This is a genomic window from Spirillospora sp. NPDC127506 (genome assembly GCF_040302145.1).
In the GTDB taxonomy this organism is placed as follows: Bacteria; Actinomycetota; Actinomycetes; order Streptosporangiales; family Streptosporangiaceae; genus Spirillospora.
In genome coordinates this window covers 72,931-89,291 of sequence record NZ_JBEORG010000005.1, presented here as the reverse complement: position 1 = coordinate 89,291, position 16,361 = coordinate 72,931, and the positions used below count along the sequence as shown (strand labels likewise).

The 16,361-nt window shown below is 74.1% G+C and carries 17 protein-coding genes; 11 read left to right on the top strand and 6 right to left on the bottom strand.

From position 1 onward, the window contains the following. Positions 1 to 23 precede the first annotated feature (23 nt). Entirely contained in the window at positions 24 to 1,550 is a 1,527-nt protein-coding gene (gene glpK, locus ABTW95_RS07605) for a glycerol kinase GlpK (protein ID WP_396452318.1), read from the top strand. Here the strand turns inward: glpK and ABTW95_RS07600 are convergent. Further along, positions 1,547 to 2,692, bottom strand: a complete 1,146-nt coding sequence (locus ABTW95_RS07600; protein ID WP_396452316.1) for an acyl-CoA dehydrogenase family protein — start codon at positions 2,690 to 2,692, stop codon at positions 1,547 to 1,549. The genes glpK and ABTW95_RS07600 overlap by 4 nt on opposite strands. Positions 2,693 to 2,787: 95 nt before the next feature. Between ABTW95_RS07600 and ABTW95_RS07595 the strand changes: the two genes are divergently transcribed. From ABTW95_RS07595 to ABTW95_RS07565, 7 genes are all read left to right on the top strand, one after another. Further along, positions 2,788 to 3,483: a GntR family transcriptional regulator gene (locus ABTW95_RS07595; RefSeq protein ID WP_396454993.1), complete on the top strand. Its 696-nt coding sequence runs from the start codon at positions 2,788 to 2,790 to the stop codon at positions 3,481 to 3,483. Positions 3,484 to 3,532: 49 nt separating this feature from the next. Continuing rightward, on the top strand, positions 3,533 to 4,309 hold the full coding sequence (locus tag ABTW95_RS07590; protein WP_500225529.1) for an enoyl-CoA hydratase/isomerase family protein: 777 nt from the start codon (positions 3,533 to 3,535) through the stop codon (positions 4,307 to 4,309). A gap of 12 nt (positions 4,310 to 4,321) precedes the next feature. Next, a complete protein-coding gene (locus ABTW95_RS07585) occupies positions 4,322 to 5,497 on the top strand; it encodes an acyl-CoA dehydrogenase family protein (protein ID WP_396452310.1) in 1,176 nt (391 codons plus the stop codon). Positions 5,498 to 5,500: 3 nt separating this feature from the next. After that, positions 5,501 to 6,763 carry a CaiB/BaiF CoA transferase family protein gene (locus tag ABTW95_RS07580; protein WP_396454996.1) on the top strand — a complete coding sequence of 421 codons (1,263 nt, stop codon included), beginning with the start codon at positions 5,501 to 5,503 and terminating at the stop codon, positions 6,761 to 6,763. A 66-nt stretch (positions 6,764 to 6,829) separates the two neighbouring features. Next, positions 6,830 to 7,681, top strand: a complete 852-nt coding sequence (locus tag ABTW95_RS07575; RefSeq protein WP_500225526.1) for a helix-turn-helix transcriptional regulator — start codon at positions 6,830 to 6,832, stop codon at positions 7,679 to 7,681. Between the two features lie 109 nt (positions 7,682 to 7,790). Beyond that, entirely contained in the window at positions 7,791 to 8,801 is a 1,011-nt protein-coding gene (locus ABTW95_RS07570; protein ID WP_396452304.1) for an aldo/keto reductase, read from the top strand. Continuing rightward, positions 8,801 to 9,781, top strand: a complete 981-nt coding sequence (locus ABTW95_RS07565) for a quinone oxidoreductase family protein (RefSeq protein ID WP_396452302.1) — start codon at positions 8,801 to 8,803, stop codon at positions 9,779 to 9,781. Before ABTW95_RS07570 ends, ABTW95_RS07565 begins: the two co-directional genes overlap by 1 nt. 3 nt (positions 9,782 to 9,784) lie before the next feature. On the opposite strand, the gene ABTW95_RS07560 is transcribed toward ABTW95_RS07565, so the two are convergent. Further along, entirely contained in the window at positions 9,785 to 10,360 is a 576-nt protein-coding gene (locus ABTW95_RS07560; protein ID WP_396452300.1) for a peroxiredoxin-like family protein, read from the bottom strand. A gap of 68 nt (positions 10,361 to 10,428) precedes the next feature. Between ABTW95_RS07560 and ABTW95_RS07555 the strand changes: the two genes are divergently transcribed. After that, positions 10,429 to 11,049, top strand: a complete 621-nt coding sequence (locus ABTW95_RS07555) for a TetR/AcrR family transcriptional regulator (protein WP_500225523.1) — start codon at positions 10,429 to 10,431, stop codon at positions 11,047 to 11,049. Positions 11,050 to 11,101: 52 nt separating this feature from the next. Here ABTW95_RS07555 and ABTW95_RS07550 read toward each other — a convergent pair whose 3' ends face one another. Genes ABTW95_RS07550 through ABTW95_RS07535 form a run of 4 tightly spaced genes read right to left on the bottom strand, consistent with a single transcriptional unit; the run spans position 11,102 to position 14,551 of the window. Further along, positions 11,102 to 12,166, bottom strand: coding sequence for an NAD(P)H-dependent flavin oxidoreductase (locus tag ABTW95_RS07550; RefSeq protein WP_500225521.1), 1,065 nt, complete (start codon positions 12,164 to 12,166; stop codon positions 11,102 to 11,104). A gap of 50 nt (positions 12,167 to 12,216) precedes the next feature. Next, positions 12,217 to 12,948: a CoA-transferase subunit beta gene (locus ABTW95_RS07545; protein WP_500225520.1), complete on the bottom strand. Its 732-nt coding sequence runs from the start codon at positions 12,946 to 12,948 to the stop codon at positions 12,217 to 12,219. Beyond that, positions 12,945 to 13,808, bottom strand: coding sequence for a CoA transferase subunit A (locus ABTW95_RS07540; protein ID WP_500225519.1), 864 nt, complete (start codon positions 13,806 to 13,808; stop codon positions 12,945 to 12,947). Before ABTW95_RS07540 ends, ABTW95_RS07545 begins: the two co-directional genes overlap by 4 nt. Beyond that, a complete protein-coding gene (locus ABTW95_RS07535; RefSeq protein ID WP_396451421.1) occupies positions 13,805 to 14,551 on the bottom strand; it encodes an enoyl-CoA hydratase family protein in 747 nt (248 codons plus the stop codon). The genes ABTW95_RS07540 and ABTW95_RS07535 overlap by 4 nt, the downstream gene beginning before the upstream one ends. Before the next feature lie 54 nt (positions 14,552 to 14,605). Here ABTW95_RS07535 and ABTW95_RS07530 point away from each other — a divergent pair, with 54 nt between their 5' ends. After that, entirely contained in the window at positions 14,606 to 15,379 is a 774-nt protein-coding gene (locus tag ABTW95_RS07530) for an SDR family oxidoreductase (RefSeq protein ID WP_500225517.1), read from the top strand. After that, positions 15,376 to 16,284, top strand: a complete 909-nt coding sequence (locus ABTW95_RS07525; protein ID WP_500225516.1) for an SDR family oxidoreductase — start codon at positions 15,376 to 15,378, stop codon at positions 16,282 to 16,284. Before ABTW95_RS07530 ends, ABTW95_RS07525 begins: the two co-directional genes overlap by 4 nt. Positions 16,285 to 16,361 lie beyond the last annotated feature (77 nt).

The following is a 16,361-nucleotide window of genomic DNA, read 5'->3' as shown; positions in this document are numbered from 1 at the left end:
CTTCCGCGGGGAGGGGGCCGGGCGTGACCGAGCGGTACGTGATGTCGATCGACCAGGGCACGACGTCCACCCGGTGCATCCTGTTCGACCACGGCGGGCGCCTGGTGTCGGTCGCGCAGCGCGAGCACCGGCAGCACTTCCCGAGACCCGGCTGGGTCGAGCACGACCCGATGGAGATCTGGCGCAACCTGGAGCGGATCGCCCCGGAGGCGCTGGCCCAGGCGGGCGTGACCGCCGATCAGGTCGCGGCGGTCGGCATCGCCAACCAGCGGGAGACGACCGTCCTGTGGGACCGGGTGACCGGCGTCCCGATCGGCCGCGCCATCGTGTGGCAGGACATGCGCACCGGCGCCCTCGTGGACGAGCTGGCCCGCGCCCCCGGCGCGGCGATGGTCGCCGAGCGCAGCGGGCTGCCCCTCGCCACCTACTTCTCGGCCCCGCGCATCCGCTGGCTGCTCGACCACACGCCCGGCCTGCGCGAGCGCGCCGAACGCGGCGAGGTGCTGTTCGGCACCATGGAGAGCTGGCTCGTCTGGAACCTCAGCGGCGGCGTGGACGGCGGCGTCCACGTCACGGACGTGACCAACGCCGGCCGCACCCTGCTGATGGACCTGCAGACCCTGGCCTGGGACGACGGGCTGCTCGACTTCTTCGGCGTGCCGAGGGCGATGCTGCCGGAGATCAGGTCGTCCACCGAGACCTACGGGACGGCCCGCCGCGTGTTCCCCGGGGTGCTGATCGGCGCCGCGCTCGGCGACCAGCAGGCCGCGCTGTTCGGGCAGACGTGCTTCGCCCCCGGCGAGACCAAGTGCACCTACGGGACCGGCGCGTTCCTGCTGATGAACACCGGCACCGCGCCGGTGAAGTCGGACAACGGGCTGCTCACCACCGTCGGCTACAAGATCGGCGGCGAGCCGGCCGTGTACGCGCTGGAGGGGTCGATCGCGATCACCGGCGCGCTCGTCCAGTGGTTCCGGGACGGCCTCGGGCTGATCGGCACCGCGCCGGAGATCGAGACCCTCGCCCGCTCGGTCGGCGACAACGGCGGCTGCTACATCGTCCCCGCGTTCTCCGGGCTGTTCGCGCCGCACTGGCGCAGCGAGGCGCGCGGCATCATCGTCGGCCTCACGTCCTACATCACGAAGGGGCACCTGGCGCGGGCCGTGCTGGAGGCGACCGCCTGGCAGACCCGCGAGGTGGTGGACGCGATGAACGCCGACTCCGGGCTCTCCCTGAAGGAGCTGAAGGCGGACGGCGGCATGACGTCCGACAACCTCGTCATGCAGATGGTCGCGGACGTGCTGAACGTGCCGGTGGAGCGGCCGATGGTGGTCGAGACGGTGTCGCTCGGCGCCGCCTACGCCGCCGGGCTCGCCGTCGGCTACTGGGCCGACCTGGAAGGGCTGCGGCGCAACTGGCACCGCGCGGCCCGGTGGGTGCCGGCCATGGAGCCGGCGCGCCGCGCCGCCGAGTACGACAACTGGAAGCGCGCCGTGGAGCGCACGTTCGACTGGATCCGCTCCGGGGAGGACCCGGCCGCCGCCCCCTAGATCCGGTGGCGTTCGATGAGCTGCTTGACGATCACGTTGCGCTGGATCTCGTTGGTCCCCTCGCCGACGATCATCAGCGGCGCGTCGCGGAAGTAGCGCTCGACGTCGAACTCGGTGGAGTAGCCGGCCGCGCCGTGGATGCGCACGGCGTCCAGCGCGATCCGCATCGCCGCCTCCGACGCGTACAGCTTGGCCATGCCCGCCTCCATGTCGCAGCGCTCGCCCTCGTCGAGGCGGCGGGCGGCGTCGAGGGTGAGCAGCCGGGCCGCCCGCAGCTGCGTGGCCATGTCGGCGAGGTAGTTGCCGACCGACTGGTGCCGCCAGATCGGCTTCCCGAACGCCTCGCGCTCCTGGGCGTAGCGCAGGGAGTCCTCCAGGGCGGCGCGCCCGACGCCGAGCGCGCGGGCCGCGACCTGGATGCGGCCGACTTCGAGCCCGCGCATCATCTGGGCGAAGCCGCGCCCCTCCGCGCCGCCGAGCACCGCGTCGAGCGGCGCCTCGTAGCCGTCGAAGGACAGCTCGCAGCTCTCCACGCCCTTGTAGCCGAGCTTCGGCAGGTCGCGGGAGACGGTCAGGCCGGGGCCCTTCTCCACCAGCAGGATGCTCATGCCCGTGTGGCGCGGGGACGCGTCCGGGTCGGTCTTGCACAGCAGCGCGATGAGCCCCGACGTCCGCGCGTTGGTGATCCACATCTTGGCGCCGTCGACGACGTACCGGTCGCCGCGCCGCCGCGCGGTCGTGCTCATCGCCTGCAGGTCCGAGCCGCCGGACGGCTCGGTGAGCGCCATCGTGGCGCGCAGCTCGCCGGTCGCCATCCGGGGCAGGTAGCGCTCCTTCTGCTCGCCGGTCCCGAACACGGCGATCAGGTGCGACACCACCGTGTGCCCGCCGAACGCGCCGGCCAGGGACATCCAGCCGCGGGCCAGCTCCTCGGTGACCAGCGCGTAGCACGCCTTGGACACGCCGGCCTCGCCGTACGGCTCCGGCACGGCGAGCCCGTACACGCCGAGCTCCTTCATCCGGTCGATGAGCCGGGCGGGGTAGGCGCCCGCGTGCTCCAGCTCCCGGGCGACCGGGCGGACCTCCCTGTCGACGAAGTCCGCGACGACCTCGACGATGGCGCGCTCCTCGTCGCTGAGCATGAACACGATCCCTCGCCCTCCCTCCCGCGCAGCGGTGATCTCTCATATATTTGATGCGAAAATACACCCCGTCACGCAGCCGTACGGGAGAGACGATGACCGTTGCCCGTCCCGGCGGCCCGGTCCTCGGCAGGCGCCGCCAGCTGAGCGACGAGGTGGCCGCCTACGTCCGCGAGCTCATCATGTCCGGCCAGGTCGGGCACGGGGAGTTCCTCCGCCTGGAGCGGATCGCCGCGGACCTCGGGATCAGCGTCACGCCCGTCCGGGAGGCACTGCTGTCGCTGCGCGGCGAGGGGTTCGTCACCCTGGAGCCGCGGCGCGGGTTCATGCCGGCGCCGCTGACCCGGCAGGACGTCCAGGACCTGTTCGAGGCGCAGGCGTACTTCGCCGGCGAGCTCGCCGCCCGCACCGCCGGCAGGATCACCGGGGCGGAGCTGGCCTCGCTCGACCGGTTCCAGGCGCAGCTGGAGGCGGCGTTCCAGGCGGGGGACTCGGCGGGCATCGAGACCGCCAATCACGAGTTCCACCGGCTGATCAACCTGTGCGCCGGGTCGCCGAAGACGGCCTGGCTGCTGCGGACCGTCGTCCGGTACGCGCCGCGCCGGTTCTACGCGAGCATCGACGGCTGGACCCGGGCGTCCGTCGACGACCACCACCTCGTCCTCGCCGCGCTGCGGGCCGGGGACGAGGCCGCCGCGCGGCAGGCGATGCGCGCCCACATCCGGCACGCCGGGACCCTGCTGGTCGTCCACCTGGAGGCGCAGGGCTTCTGGGAGGCGGGGGCGGAGTGAGGCCGCACGGCGCGCCGCCGTATCGTATAAAAAATTTTTGGGAGGGCTGATGGACGACCCGGTGGTCACGGTCACCGCCCACGGCGCGGCGCGCGTGCTCACGCTCAACCGGCCGGAGGCCCGCAACGCGATCGACGTCCCGATGCGCGAGCGGCTCCTGGAGGAGCTGCGGCGCGCCGCCGGCGACCCCGGGGTCCGGGCGATCGTGCTGACCGGCGCGGGCGGGACCTTCTCGGCGGGCGGCGACATCCGGTCGATGGAGGGCGCGGGCCCGGACGCCGTGCGGGCCCGGCTCGCGCCCGTGCACAAGGCCGTCCGGCTCATCGCCACCTGCGGGACGCCGGTGATCGCGGCCGTCGAGGGCGCCGCCGCCGGGCTCGGCGTGTCCCTCGCCGCCGTCTGCGACCACGTGGTCGCCGCCGAGGACGCCCGGTTCGTCGCCGCGTTCGGCAAGGTCGGCCTCGTCGCGGACGGCGGCCTGCTCTGGACGCTCCCGCAGCGCGTCGGCATGGGCCGCGCCAAGGAGATGCTGCTGTTCGGGCGGACGGTCACCGCCCCCCGCGCCTACGAGATCGGGCTCGCCGACTCCCTCGTCCCGTCCGGCACGGCCCTCGATGCCGCGCTGGAACTGGCCGGCGAGGCCGCCGCGCTCGCCCCGCTGCCGGTCGCCGCCGCCAAGCGGCTGCTGGCCCGCGCCGACCACAGCCTGAAGCGGCTGCTGGAGTCCGAGCGCGAGGAGCAGGCGGCCCTGTTCGGCAGCGCCGACTTCGCCGAGGGCCGCGCCGCCTTCGCCGCGCGCCGCCCGCCCCGCTTCGAGGGCCGCTAGAGGGGAGCAGGAGTGAGCAGGCTGCAGCAGACGCACGGGCTGTCGGACGAGCAGCGCGAGATCGTCGCGACCGTCCGCGCGTTCGTCGACAAGGAGATCCTCCCGGTCGCCACCGGACTGGAGCACGCGGACGCCTACCCGCAGGCGATCGTGGACGGCATGAAGGACCTCGGGCTCTTCGGCCTGACGATCGGCGAGGAGCACGGCGGGCTCGGCGCGTCGCTGCTGACCTACGCGCTGGTCGTGGAGGAGCTCTCGCGCGGCTGGATGAGCGTGTCCGGCATCGTCAACACCCACTTCATCGTCGCCTGGATGATCACCCACCACGGGACGCCCGAGCAGAAGGCCCACTACCTGCCGAAGATGGCGGCCGGGGAGATCCGGGGCGCGTTCTCGATGTCGGAGCCGGGCTGCGGGTCCGACGTCTCCGCCATCACGACCCGCGCCGTGCCGGACGGCGCCGACTACGTGATCGACGGCCAGAAGATGTGGCTGACGAACGGCGCCTCGGCCAACCTCGTCGCCACGCTCGTCAAGACGGACCCGGACGCCGGGCACCGGGGCATGACCGCCTTCCTCATCGACAAGACCCCGGGGTTCGGCGAGGTCGCGCCCGGCCTGACCGTCCCCGGCAAGATCGAGAAGATGGGCTACAAGGGCGTCGACACCACCGAGCTGGTCTTCGACGGGTACCGCGTCCCCGCGGACCGGATCCTCGGCGGGACGCCGGGACGCGGCTTCTACCAGATGATGGACGGCGTCGAGGTCGGCCGGGTCAACGTGGCGGCCCGCGGCTGCGGCGTCGCGAAGCGCGCCTACGAGCTGGCGCTCGGCTACGCGCGGCAGCGCGAGACGTTCGGCAGGCCGATCGCCGAGCACCAGGCGGTCCTGTTCCGCCTCGCCGAGATGGCGACCAAGGTCGAGGCGGCGCACCAGATGATGGTGATGGCGGCGCGCCGCAAGGACTCCGGCGAGCGCAACGACCTCGAGGCGGGCATGGCCAAGTACCTGGCCAGCGAGTACTGCAAAGAGGTCGTGGAGGACGCGTTCCGCATCCACGGCGGCTACGCCTACTCCAAGGAGTACGAGATCGAGCGGCTCTACCGGGAGGCGCCCATGCTGCTGATCGGCGAGGGCACCGCCGACATCCAGAAGATGATCATCGGCCGCCGGCTGCTGGAGGGCTGACCGGTGACCGGAGCGGAGCGGGGAGCGCCGGCCGGGCCTCGGCGGGGGGCCGGTGGACGCCTTCCGGAGGACGCCGGCTCCCCGCTGCCGCTGGAGGGGATCACGGTCGTCGCGCTGGAGCAGGCGGTGGCGGCGCCGTTCGCCACGCGGCAGCTCGCCGACCAGGGCGCCCGCGTCATCAAGGTGGAGCGGGTGGACGGCGGCGACTTCGCCCGCGCCTACGACTCGGCGGTGCGCGGCGGGCTCGGCACGCACTTCGCCTGGCTCAACCGGTCCAAGGAGTCGGTGGCGCTCGACCTGAAGCGGGACGAGGGCCGCGCGATCCTCGCCGACCTGGTCGCGCGCGCCGACGTGTTCCTGCAGAACCTGGCGCCCGGCGCGGCGGCGCGGCTCGGGTTCGGCGCGGACGCGCTCCGGGCCCGCGACCCCCGCCTCATCGTGGTGGACATGTCCGGATACGGGACGAGCGGGCCGTACCGGGACAAGCGCGCCTACGACATGCTCGTCCAGGCCGAGGCCGGCCTGATCTCCGTCACCGGCACGCCGGAGACCCCCGTCAAGGCCGGTTCGCCGCTGGCCGACATCGCCGCCGGCATGTACGCGTTCTCCGGCGTGCTCGCCGCGCTCGTCCGCCGCGGCGGCACCGGCGAGGGCGCGTCGATCGAGGTCTCGATGTTCGACGCGGTCGCCGAGTGGATGACCCAGGCGATGTACACGACGCTCTTCACGGGCTCCCCGCCGCCGCGCACCCGGCTGAGCCACCCGGTGATCGCCCCCTACGACGCCTATCCCACCGCCGACGGGGCGGACGTCGTCATCGGCGTGCAGAACGACCGCGGCTGGGCGGCGCTGGCGGCCGGCGTCCTGGACAGGCCGGACCTGGTCACCGACCCCGAGTTCGCGACCAACCGGGCGCGCGTCCGCAACCGGGAGAAGGTCGACGCGATCGTGGCCGCCGTGACGTCCGGGATGGGCCGCGACGAGCTGCTGAGGCGGCTCGACGACGCGGGCGTCGCCAACGCCTCCCTGAACGACGGGCACGGCCTGATCGCCCACCCGCAGCTGGCCGAGCGGGACCGCTGGCGCGAGGTCGGCTCCCCGGTCGGCGCCATCCCGGCGCTCCTCCCGCCGATCACGTTCGCGGGCATCGAGGCCCGCATGGACCCGATCCCGGCCCTCGGCGAGCACACCGACGCCGTCCTGCGCGAACTCGGCCGCGACGACGCGGCGATCGCCGCGCTCCGCGCCGCGGGCGCGGTCGCCTGATCCCGGTCGCCTGATCCCCGTCGCCTGATCCCCGTCGCGGGCGTCCGCGGCCGATATCGTTGCGGTATGGCAAGCCCGACTCCCGCCACCGGCCGCCGCGAACAGCTGCGCGACTTCCTGCGGACCCGCCGCGCCCGGCTCACCCCCGCCGACGTCGGCATGCCCGACGGCGGGCGGCGCCGGACGCCGGGCCTGCGCCGCGAGGAGGTCGCCGTCCTCGCCGGGGTCGGCGTCTCCTGGTACACGTGGCTGGAGCAGGGCCGCGACATCAAGGTGTCCGGCGACGTGCTGGACGCGATCGCGCGCGCCCTGCGCCTGGACCGGGCCGAGCGCGAGCACCTCTACCTGCTCGCCGGGCTCAACCCGCCGCAGGCGGAGGCGGGCCCCGCCGCCCCCATCACGCCGGAGCTGCGGCGGGTGCTGGACGCGTGGTCGCCGCGGCCCGCGTACGTGCGCGACCGGTACTGGAACTTCGTCGCGATCAACGACGCGGCCCGCGAGGTGTTCGGCTACGGCGACACCGACCACAACTGCCTGGTCACGTACTTCACCAACGTCCGTTACCGGTCGATGCAGCCGCACTGGGCCGCGGCGGCGCCCTCCGTCGTCGCGCGGTTCCGCGCCGACGCCGCCCTCCGCCCCGACGACCCCGAGTACGGCCGGATCATCGCCGGCCTGCTGGCCGTCAGCCCGGAGTTCGCCGAGCTGTGGCCCCGCCACGACGTGAGCGGGAGCACGCAGGCCGTGAAGGGGATCCGGCATCCGGACGCGGGCGAGCTGGTCTTCGAGGGGACGCTGCTGCCGCTGGCCGACCGCCCCGGCTGCACCCTGGTGCTGTTCAACCCGCGTCCCGGCACCGGCACGCAGGAGCGGTTCGACCGGCTGATGGCGCGCCGGAGAATGGCCGCCGCCGGCTGAACCGGCCCGCCAGGGTGGTGGTGCCACACCCATGATGAGCGGACTCTGCCGGGTCAGCGGCGCGCCCAGCATGATCGTCCTCGTAAGTGGGAACCACTGAGGAGGACTCATGAGGACGCGTGATTTCGCGGGTACTCCGGTCGGCGCCGTCGGGCTCGGCTGCATGGGGATGAGCTGGGCCTACACCGCCTCGGAGCGGGACGACGACGCCTCGGTCGCGCTCATCCGGGAGGCCCTCGACCTCGGCGTGACGTTCCTGGACACCGCGCAGCCCTACGGCGACGGCCACAACGAGGCGCTCATCGGCCGCGCGCTGAAGGGGCGCCGGGACGAGGCGGTCCTGGCGACCAAGACCGGCTTGGTCGTCCCGGAGGACGCGTCGTGGAACCTCGTCCGGAACGGGACGCCCGAGCACGTCAAGGCGTCGGCGGAGGACAGCCTGCGCCGCCTCGGCACCGACGTGATCGACCTGTACTACCTGCACCGGGTCGACCCGGACGTGCCGCTGGCCGACAGCTGGGGCGCGATGGCCGAGCTGGTCGCCGAGGGGAAGGTCCGCCGGCTGGGCCTGTCCGAGGTCAGCGTCGCGCAGGCCGCGGAGGCGCACGCCATCCACCCGGTCGCCGCGGTCCAGTCGGAGCTGTCGCTGTGGACGCGCGACGCCGCGGGCGCGCCGGGCGGGATGGCCGGCGTCTCGATGGGCCACACCGGCGGCACCGGGGAAGGGCCCGGCGACGTCGTCGCCTGGTGCGCCGAGAACGGAGCCGTGTTCGTGCCCTACGCGCCGCTCGGCCGGGGGTTCCTCACCGGGACGATCACGTCCGCCGACTTCGAGGACACCGACTTCCGCGGCGTCAACCCGCGCTTCCGGGAGGACGCGCTGAAGGCCAACCTGCGCATCGTCGACGTCGTCAAGGCGGTCGCCGAACGGCACGGCGCCACGCCCGCCCAGGTCGCGATCGCGTGGACGCTCGCTCAGGGCGAGCACGTCATCCCGATCCCCGGCACCAAGAAGCGGCGCTACCTGCACGAGAACGCCGGTGCCGCCGACCTGGACCTCACCGGAACCGACCTGGCCGAGCTGGACGGCGTTCCAGCGGCAGTAGGAGACCGATACTGATGAAGGCCATCACGATTCCCGAGTTCGGCGGCGCGGACGTGCTGCGCCCCGCCGAGATGGAGGCACCCGAGCCGGGGCCGGGCCAGGTGTCCATCGACGTCGCGTACGCGGGCGCGAACTTCGCCGAAGTCCTGTACCGGCAGGGCGTGGTGGACGTGCCGCTGCCGTTCGTCCCCGGCATCGAGGTGTCCGGCCATGTCCGGGCGGTGGGCCCGGATGTCGAGGGGCTGCGCAAGGGCCAGCCCGTCGCCGCGCTGACGATCGTGGACAGCGGCGGCTACGCCGAGGTCGCCGTCACCTCCGCCGACCTCGTCGCGCCGCTCGACGGGCTGGACCTGGGACTGGACGTCGCTGCGGCCGTCCCGTCCAACAGCACGACCGCGTTCCTCGTCCTGGACCGCGTCGCGCGCATCGAACCGGGCGAGAGCGTGCTGGTGCACGCGGCGGCCGGGGGAGTGGGCAGCCAGCTCGGCCAGGCCGCCCGGCGGCTCGGCGCGGGCAGGGTCGCCGGGACGGTCGGCGGGCCCGCGAAGATCGAGGCCGCCCGCGGATTCGGCTACGACGACGTCGTGCTCCGCGACGACCTGCCGGACGCGGTCGCCGGCCTCACCGGCGGCCGCGGGTTCGACATCGTCGTGGACATGGTCGGGGGCGCCGCGCGGCGCACCAGCCTGGACGCGCTCGCCCCGATGGGCCGGATGGTCGTGATGGGCAACGCCTCCGGCGCGGACGACGTGGGGATCCCGGCGAACGAGCTGTGGTTCGACAATAAGACGGTGTCCGGGTTCAACCTCGCCGCGTTCGCGGGGATCGCGCCGGCCGAGGCGGGGCGCGCCCTGCGCGGCGCCCTCGCCGCGGTCGCGTCGGGGGACCTGCGCGTCCAGGTCGAGGAACTGCCCCTGGAGCGGGCCGCCGAGGCGCACAAGCGCATCGAGTCGGGCGCCACGACCGGGAAGCTCGTCTTGGCCGTGCGGGGCTGAGCCTCACCGCCTCCCGGAGGCGGCGGGGGCTTGGGCGGCCAGGTCGAGGAGGTCGTCGACGCTCCAGTGGTCGGCCGCGTGCTCGCCGTATCCGGCGGCGAGCACGCGGCCGTCGGCGCCGATGAGGAAGTCGGCGGGCAGGCCGAGGCGCCCGCCGTCCGGGCGGGCCTTCGGCGCCCGCGCCCGGCCCCGCGCGACCTGCCAGGTGCCGGCGGCGACGGCGCGCAGGATCGTCCACCAGGCTCGGGGGTCCAGGAGCGCGCGGCGGGCGGACTCCACGCCGAACTCGGCGTACAGCCGCTTCTCCGGGTCGGCGACCGCGGCGTACGGGAGGCCGCCGACGTGCTCGCGCAGCTCGCGGGCGGACGAGTGGAACACGACGACCTCGCGGACGCCGGCGGCCTCGATCTCGGCGTGCCGGACGGTGAACGAGCGCAGGTGCAGGTTGCAGATCGGGCAGCCCGCGAACCGGCGGAACTGCAGGTGGACGAGGCGGCCGGGGTCGGGCACCCGCACCGGCGGGCCGTTGACCGGGGTGAGCTCGCGCGGCGGGATGTCGGAGCCGGGGGCGAGATGCATGGGCGTCTCCTTTAGGTGTACGGCATACGCCTACGATCGTAAGCGTATGCCGTACGCTGTCAAGCGCCATGCCTCGACCACGCTCGCTCAGCACCGAGAGGCTCGCCGGAGCCGCGCTCGCCGTCATCGACCGGGACGGGCTCGCCGGGCTGTCCATGCGCGCCGTCGCCAAGGAGCTCGGAATGAGCACGATGGCGCTCTACCGCTACGTGCGCGACCGCGAAGAGCTGGAGGGGCTCGTCGTCGACCTCGTCTACGCCGAGGTCGACCCGGCGCCGCCCGGCGAGGGGCCGTGGGAGGCGCGGATCGAGACCATGGCGCTGCGGCTGCGGGACGCGTTCGGCGCGCACGCCGCGATCATGCCGCTGACGCTCGCCCACCGCCATGCCTCGGCGGGCTCGCTGTGCTGGGGCGAGACCGTCGCCCGGATCCTCGCCGAGGCGGGCATCGACGGGCCGCGCGCGGCGATCGCGCTGCGCGCCGTGATCGCCTACGTCATCGGCGCGATCCAGCTGGAGCACCTCGGCCCGCTGGAGGGGGAGGGGACCGCCGCCATCGCCGCGCTGCCCGCCGACGAGTTCCCCCACCTGACCGAGACCGCGCGGCACGCCCGCCGCCTCGGCCCCGACGAGGAGTTCCGCGGGGGACTGGCGGCCGTGCTGCGCGGCCTCGGCGCGCAAGGCGCCTAGCGCACCCGGCCCAACGCACCGGGCTCAACGCGCCGGGCTCAACGCACCGGGCTCAACGCACCAGGAGGGACTGCTGCGCGGCGATGGCCTCGGCGGCCCGCCGCACGACCGCGTCGATCAGCTCGCCGCAGCTCGGCAGGTCGTCGATGACGCCGACGACCTGGCCGGACGCCATCACGCCCAGGTCGGGGCGGCCGTCCACCATCGCCGCCTTCAGCAGCATCGGCGTGTTCGCGGCCATCAGCACCTGCGACCACGAGAGGTCCTTGCCGTGCTTCATCGCCCTCCCGTCGGCGATCATCGCGCGCCACGACATCCCGGACAGCTTCTTGAACCGCGCGGCGTTGCGCACCGCCCGGGCCAGGCCGCCGACCCGTCCGGACCGCTCCAGCGCGTCGACCAGCTCGCTGCGCAGCACCCGGTGCGGCATGCCGTCCACCTGCCGGGTCACCACGGTCTCGCCGGCATCCAGGTACACCCGCTTGACGGCGTCCGGCACCGGGCTGTCGGACGTCAGCAGGAACCGGGTGCCCATCGCGACGCCCGCCGCCCCGTAGGCGAGCGCGGCGGCGAGGCCGCGCCCGTCGAAGAAGCCGCCCGCCGCGATGACCGGGATGTCGACGGCGTCCACCACCTGCGGCAGCAGCAGCGTGGTGGCGACGGCGCCGGTGTGGCCGCCGCCCTCGCCGCCCTGGACGAGCACGGCGTCCGCGCCCCACCCCGCGACCTTCTCCGCGTGCCGCCGCGCGCCGACGGACGGGATCACGACGACCCCGGCGTCCTTCAGCTTCGCGATCAGCTCCTTCTTCGGGGCGAGCGCGAAGGACGCGACCTTCACGCCCTCCTTGATCAGCAGGTCGATGCGGTCGCCGGCGTCCCCGGCGTCGGCCCGCAGGTTGACCCCGAAGGGGGCGTCCGTGCGGTCCTTGACCTCGTGGATCGCGTCGGCGAGCCGGTTGAGCGTCATCGTCGCCGACGCCAGGACGCCGAGCCCGCCCGCGTTCGCCACGGCCGTGACGAGCTTCGGGCCGGCGACCCACCCCATGCCGGTCTGGACGACGGGGTGCCGCACGCCGGTCAGCCGGGTCAGCGGGGTGTCGAGCAACTGCCCGCTCATGCCTCCGCCCTGCGGGGGGTCGACCCCCCGCGCCCCCCGGTTCGCTCCGCTCATGCCGGGACCTCCCGCTCGCGCAGCCCCTTCGGGTCGAGGACCTCGCGCATGATCCGCAGCTCCTCGGCGTCCGGCAGCCGCGTCTCGGGCACCTCGTCCGGAACGGCCAGCTCGAAGCCGGTGGCGGCGACCACGTCCGCGACGCTCACGCCGGGGTGGACGGACCGCAGCCGCATCCGCCGGTCCGGCGTGCCGAAGTCGAGCACCGCGAGGTTGGTCACCACGGCGCGGATCTCGTGCGCGCCCCGGTCCCAGCCGACGCCGCTCACCATGTCGACCTTCTCGGTGAACACCCGCGTCGAGTGCTTCGGCACCCAGTAGCTCGTCGGGTTCAGCAGCGTGTTGCCCGGCCCGCCGCGCACCCCGAGGAGCTGCCGCGCCGGCCGCTCCCACTCGCCGATGCAGGAGATGTTGGTGTTGCCGTGCGCGTCGATCTGGCTCGGCCCCATCACCACGTGCCGCCGCCCGTTCAGCACGAGCCACAGGTGGTCGCGGAACGGCAGCCAGCCCTCGGCGGTCTCCGCCGGCCGGCCGAGCGGGGCGGGTTCGGCGCTCAGCGCCGGACCGCCGTCCGTCGTCAGCAGATCGGGCGCGAACGTGGCCCGCGCCAGCCGCGACCCCAGCATCGGCACGAAACCGGCCACCGCCGCCGCGACGATCTCGCCGTCGCCCCGGAACAGGTCGGCGCACGCCGCCGCGCACACCTCCGCACGCGTCACATCGCTCATCGGGACTCCTCCCGCCAGGCCCGGACGGCGTCCTGGTAGGCGGCCTCGTCGCCGGCCAGGAACCGCTCGCTGAACTCCGCCCACCTCTCCGGGTCGGCCGCCGACTGCGCGTAGAGCTTCTGGAACCTCTCGTCCCGCCCGGAGTCGGGCGCGCAGTCGGTGAAGTGCGCCCCGTTCGGCGTCTCCACCACGCCCGCCACGTGCGCCCGGCTGATCAGCATCGACTGCAGCGGCCCCTCCTTGGCGAAGTCGGCCGTCTCGACGAGGCGCTCGCACGACACGTACGTCCGGTCGGCGGCCTTCGCGAACAGGTCGTCCATGTACGGGTCGGGCCCGAGGTACTGGGCGTTGCCGCGCGCGTCGGCGCGGTTCATGTGGACGAGCGCCGCGTCCATCCTCAGGGCCGGGACGGCGACGAGCTCGGTCGCGTCCTCGTACGGCGACCGGATCGTCCTCAGCTCCGGGTTGACCCGCAGGACGTCCGAGCCGAGGCCGACCGGGGTGGGCAGGAACGGCAGCCGGTGCGCCGCCGCGTACAGCCCGAACATGAACATGCCCTCGTCGTACTCGGTCAGCTCGATCGCCCCGGACTGCCGCGCCTGCCGGAAGTGCGGCTCCAGCGGGATCGTGTCCATCGTCACGAACGCGGTGACCAGCCGCCTGATCTTGCCGGTGGCGCACAGCAGCCCCACGTCCGGGCCCCCGTACGTGATCACCGTCAGGTCGGTGACGGGGGAGCGCAGGATCGCCCGGACCAGCGCCATCGGCTTGCGCCGCGACCCCCAGCCGCCGATCCCGACGGTCATGCCGCTCTCCAGCGACGCGGCGACCTCGTCGGCCGACATCACCTTGCCGCTCATTCGGCCCCCTTGGCGACGAAGGCGGCGCGGTGCTCGTCGCCCGCGCCGACGAGGTTGAGCTCGAACGTGAAGCCCTGCTCGTAGCGGTAGCTGCGCTTGACGTCGACGGGGTCGATGCCGTTCAGCGACTCCTTGGCCCGCCGGATGACGTACCGGTCCTTGGCGGCGATGGCGGAGGCGACCTCCATGGCCTTGCCGCGCAGCTCTTCCGCCGGGACGACCTCCAGCACCGAGCCGTGGTGGTGCAGCTCCTCGGCCGTGACGTTGCGGCACGTGTAGACCATCGCGCGCATCAGGTGCTGCGGGACGAGCCGGGCCAGGTGCGTCGCGGCGCCGAGCGCGCCCCGGTCCACCTCCGGCAGCCCGAAGTAGGCGTCCCGCGAGGCGACCACGATGTCGGCGTTGCCGGCCAGGCCGACCCCGCCGCCCAGGCAGAAGCCGTGGACGGCCGCGACGACCGGGACCTCGCAGTCGTAGACGGCCGCGAACGCCGCGTAGCACCCGCGGTTCGCGCCGACCAGGGCCGTGTGGCCCTCGGTGCTCTGCATCTCCTTGATGTCGACGCCCGCGTTGAAGCCCCGGCCCTCGGCCCGGAGCACGACGGCGCCGACGTCCGGGTCGCGGCCGGCCGCGGCGACCGCGTCGGCCAGCTCGTACCAGCCCGCGACGGTCAGCGCGTTGACCGGCGGGGCGTCCACGACGATCTCGGCGACCCCGTCCAGGGTCGTGGTGGAGACTCCCATGCGCTACCTTTCCACCAAACATTTGTTAGAACAGAAGGTAGCAGAGGAGGCGGAATGTCACTGACGCTCGACCTGGGCGGCCGGACCGCCGTGGTCACGGGGGGCGTGCGCGGGGTCGGCGCCGGGATCAGCCGCGCCCTGCTGGAGGCCGGCGCCGACGTCGTCGCGGTCGCCCGGCGCGAGCCCGAGACGCTGCCCGAGGGGGGCGGGAGGACGGCGCGGTTCGTCTCGCTGGACGTGCGCGACCCGGACGCGGTGCAGGCGTTCGCCAACGGCCTGGACGGCGTCGACGTGCTGGTCAACAACGCGGGCGGCGCCCCGTACCTGCCGGTCGCCGAGGGGAGCCTGCGCACCCACGTGAAGATCATCGAGCTGAACCTGACCTCGGCGCTGATCATGGCGCGGGCGCTGCGGCCGAAGATCATGGCGCGGGGCGGCGGGTCGGTCGTCAACATCGGCAGCGTCAGCGGGGTGCGCCCGTCGCCCGGCACCGCCGCCTACGGCGCCGCCAAGGCCGGCCTGCACAGCCTCACCGCCTCGCTCGCGGTGGAGTGGGCGCCGCACATCCGGGTCAACGCGCTCATCCTCGGGATGGTCCGCACCGAGCTGTCCCACCTGCACTACGGCGACGAGGACGGCGTCGCGGCGGTGGCCGCGACCGTCCCGATGGGCCGCCTCGCCGTCCCCTACGACATCGGCGCCGCGTGCGCGTTCCTGGCGTCCGACCTGGCGTCCTACGTCACCGGCGCGACGCTGCAGGTCCACGGCGGGGGAGAGCGCCCCGCCTTCCTGGACGCCGCCACCGTGAACAAGGAGGAGTCGCGATGATCTGCAAGGACCGGGTGGTCGCCGTCACCGGCGCCGGGCGCGGGCTCGGCCGCGCGCACGCGCTGGAGTTCGCCCGCCAGGGCGCCCTCGTCGTCGTGAACGACCTCGGCGTCGCGCGGGACGGCACCGGCGACGCCTCCGAAGGCCCGGCCCACGGCGTCGTCCGGGAGATCGAGGCGCTCGGCGGGAAGGCCGTCGCGAGCACCGACGACATCGCCACCGACGAGGGCGCCGCCGCGCTGGTCGCCACCGCGGTCGACGCGTTCGGCGGGCTCGACACCCTCGTGAACAACGCCGGGTTCCTGCGCGACCGCATGCTGGTCAACCTGGGCGAGGACGAGTGGGACGCCGTCATGCGCGTCCACCTGAAGGGCCACTTCCTGCCGCTCAAGCACGCGGCCCGGTACTGGCGGGCGGAGAGCAAGGCCGGCCGCCCCGTGGACGCCCGCGTGATCAACACCTCGTCCGGCGCCGGGCTGCTCGGCAGCGTCGGCCAGGCCAACTACTCCGCCGCCAAGGCCGGGATCGTCGGGCTGACGCTCGTGGCGTCCGCCGAGCTGGGCCGCTACGGCGCGACCGTCAACGCGATCGCGCCCGCCGCCCGCACCCGGATGACCGAGGAGGTCTTCGCGCGGACGATGGCCGCCCCCGCCGAGGGCGAGTTCGACGCGATGGCCCCCGAGAACGTCTCGCCGCTGGTCGTCTGGCTCGGCTCGGCCGGGTCCCGCGACGTGACCGGGCGGGTCTTCGAGGCGGAGGGCGGCAGGATCTGCGTGATGGACGCCTTCCGGCACGGCCCCGCGGCCGACAAGGGCGCGAGGTGGGACCCGGCGGAGGTCGGCGACGTCGTCAAGGGCCTCCTCGCCGAGGCCCCCGCGCCCGAGCCCGTCTACGGCGCGGGCTGAGCGCAGCCGCTTCCCCGCGGCCGTCTCCGGGGCCGCGCCGCGCGGCGGCCCCGGAATGCCGTCCCGGAGCGCGGCGT

Coding starts and splice junctions, on each gene's coding strand:
- ABTW95_RS07555 (WP_500225523.1), top strand. CDS start 10,429: ATGCCTCGACCACGCTCGCTCAGCACCGAGAGGCTCGCCGGAGCCGCG.
- ABTW95_RS07550 (WP_500225521.1), bottom strand. CDS start 12,166: ATGAGCGGGCAGTTGCTCGACACCCCGCTGACCCGGCTGACCGGCGTG.
- ABTW95_RS07570 (WP_396452304.1), top strand. CDS start 7,791: ATGAGGACGCGTGATTTCGCGGGTACTCCGGTCGGCGCCGTCGGGCTC.
- ABTW95_RS07545 (WP_500225520.1), bottom strand. CDS start 12,948: ATGAGCGATGTGACGCGTGCGGAGGTGTGCGCGGCGGCGTGCGCCGAC.
- ABTW95_RS07540 (WP_500225519.1), bottom strand. CDS start 13,808: ATGAGCGGCAAGGTGATGTCGGCCGACGAGGTCGCCGCGTCGCTGGAG.
- ABTW95_RS07590 (WP_500225529.1), top strand. CDS start 3,533: ATGGACGACCCGGTGGTCACGGTCACCGCCCACGGCGCGGCGCGCGTG.
- ABTW95_RS07575 (WP_500225526.1), top strand. CDS start 6,830: ATGGCAAGCCCGACTCCCGCCACCGGCCGCCGCGAACAGCTGCGCGAC.
- ABTW95_RS07600 (WP_396452316.1), bottom strand. CDS start 2,692: ATGCTCAGCGACGAGGAGCGCGCCATCGTCGAGGTCGTCGCGGACTTC.
- ABTW95_RS07560 (WP_396452300.1), bottom strand. CDS start 10,360: ATGCATCTCGCCCCCGGCTCCGACATCCCGCCGCGCGAGCTCACCCCG.
- ABTW95_RS07595 (WP_396454993.1), top strand. CDS start 2,788: ATGACCGTTGCCCGTCCCGGCGGCCCGGTCCTCGGCAGGCGCCGCCAG.
- ABTW95_RS07525 (WP_500225516.1), top strand. CDS start 15,376: ATGATCTGCAAGGACCGGGTGGTCGCCGTCACCGGCGCCGGGCGCGGG.
- ABTW95_RS07535 (WP_396451421.1), bottom strand. CDS start 14,551: ATGGGAGTCTCCACCACGACCCTGGACGGGGTCGCCGAGATCGTCGTG.
- ABTW95_RS07565 (WP_396452302.1), top strand. CDS start 8,801: ATGAAGGCCATCACGATTCCCGAGTTCGGCGGCGCGGACGTGCTGCGC.
- ABTW95_RS07530 (WP_500225517.1), top strand. CDS start 14,606: ATGTCACTGACGCTCGACCTGGGCGGCCGGACCGCCGTGGTCACGGGG.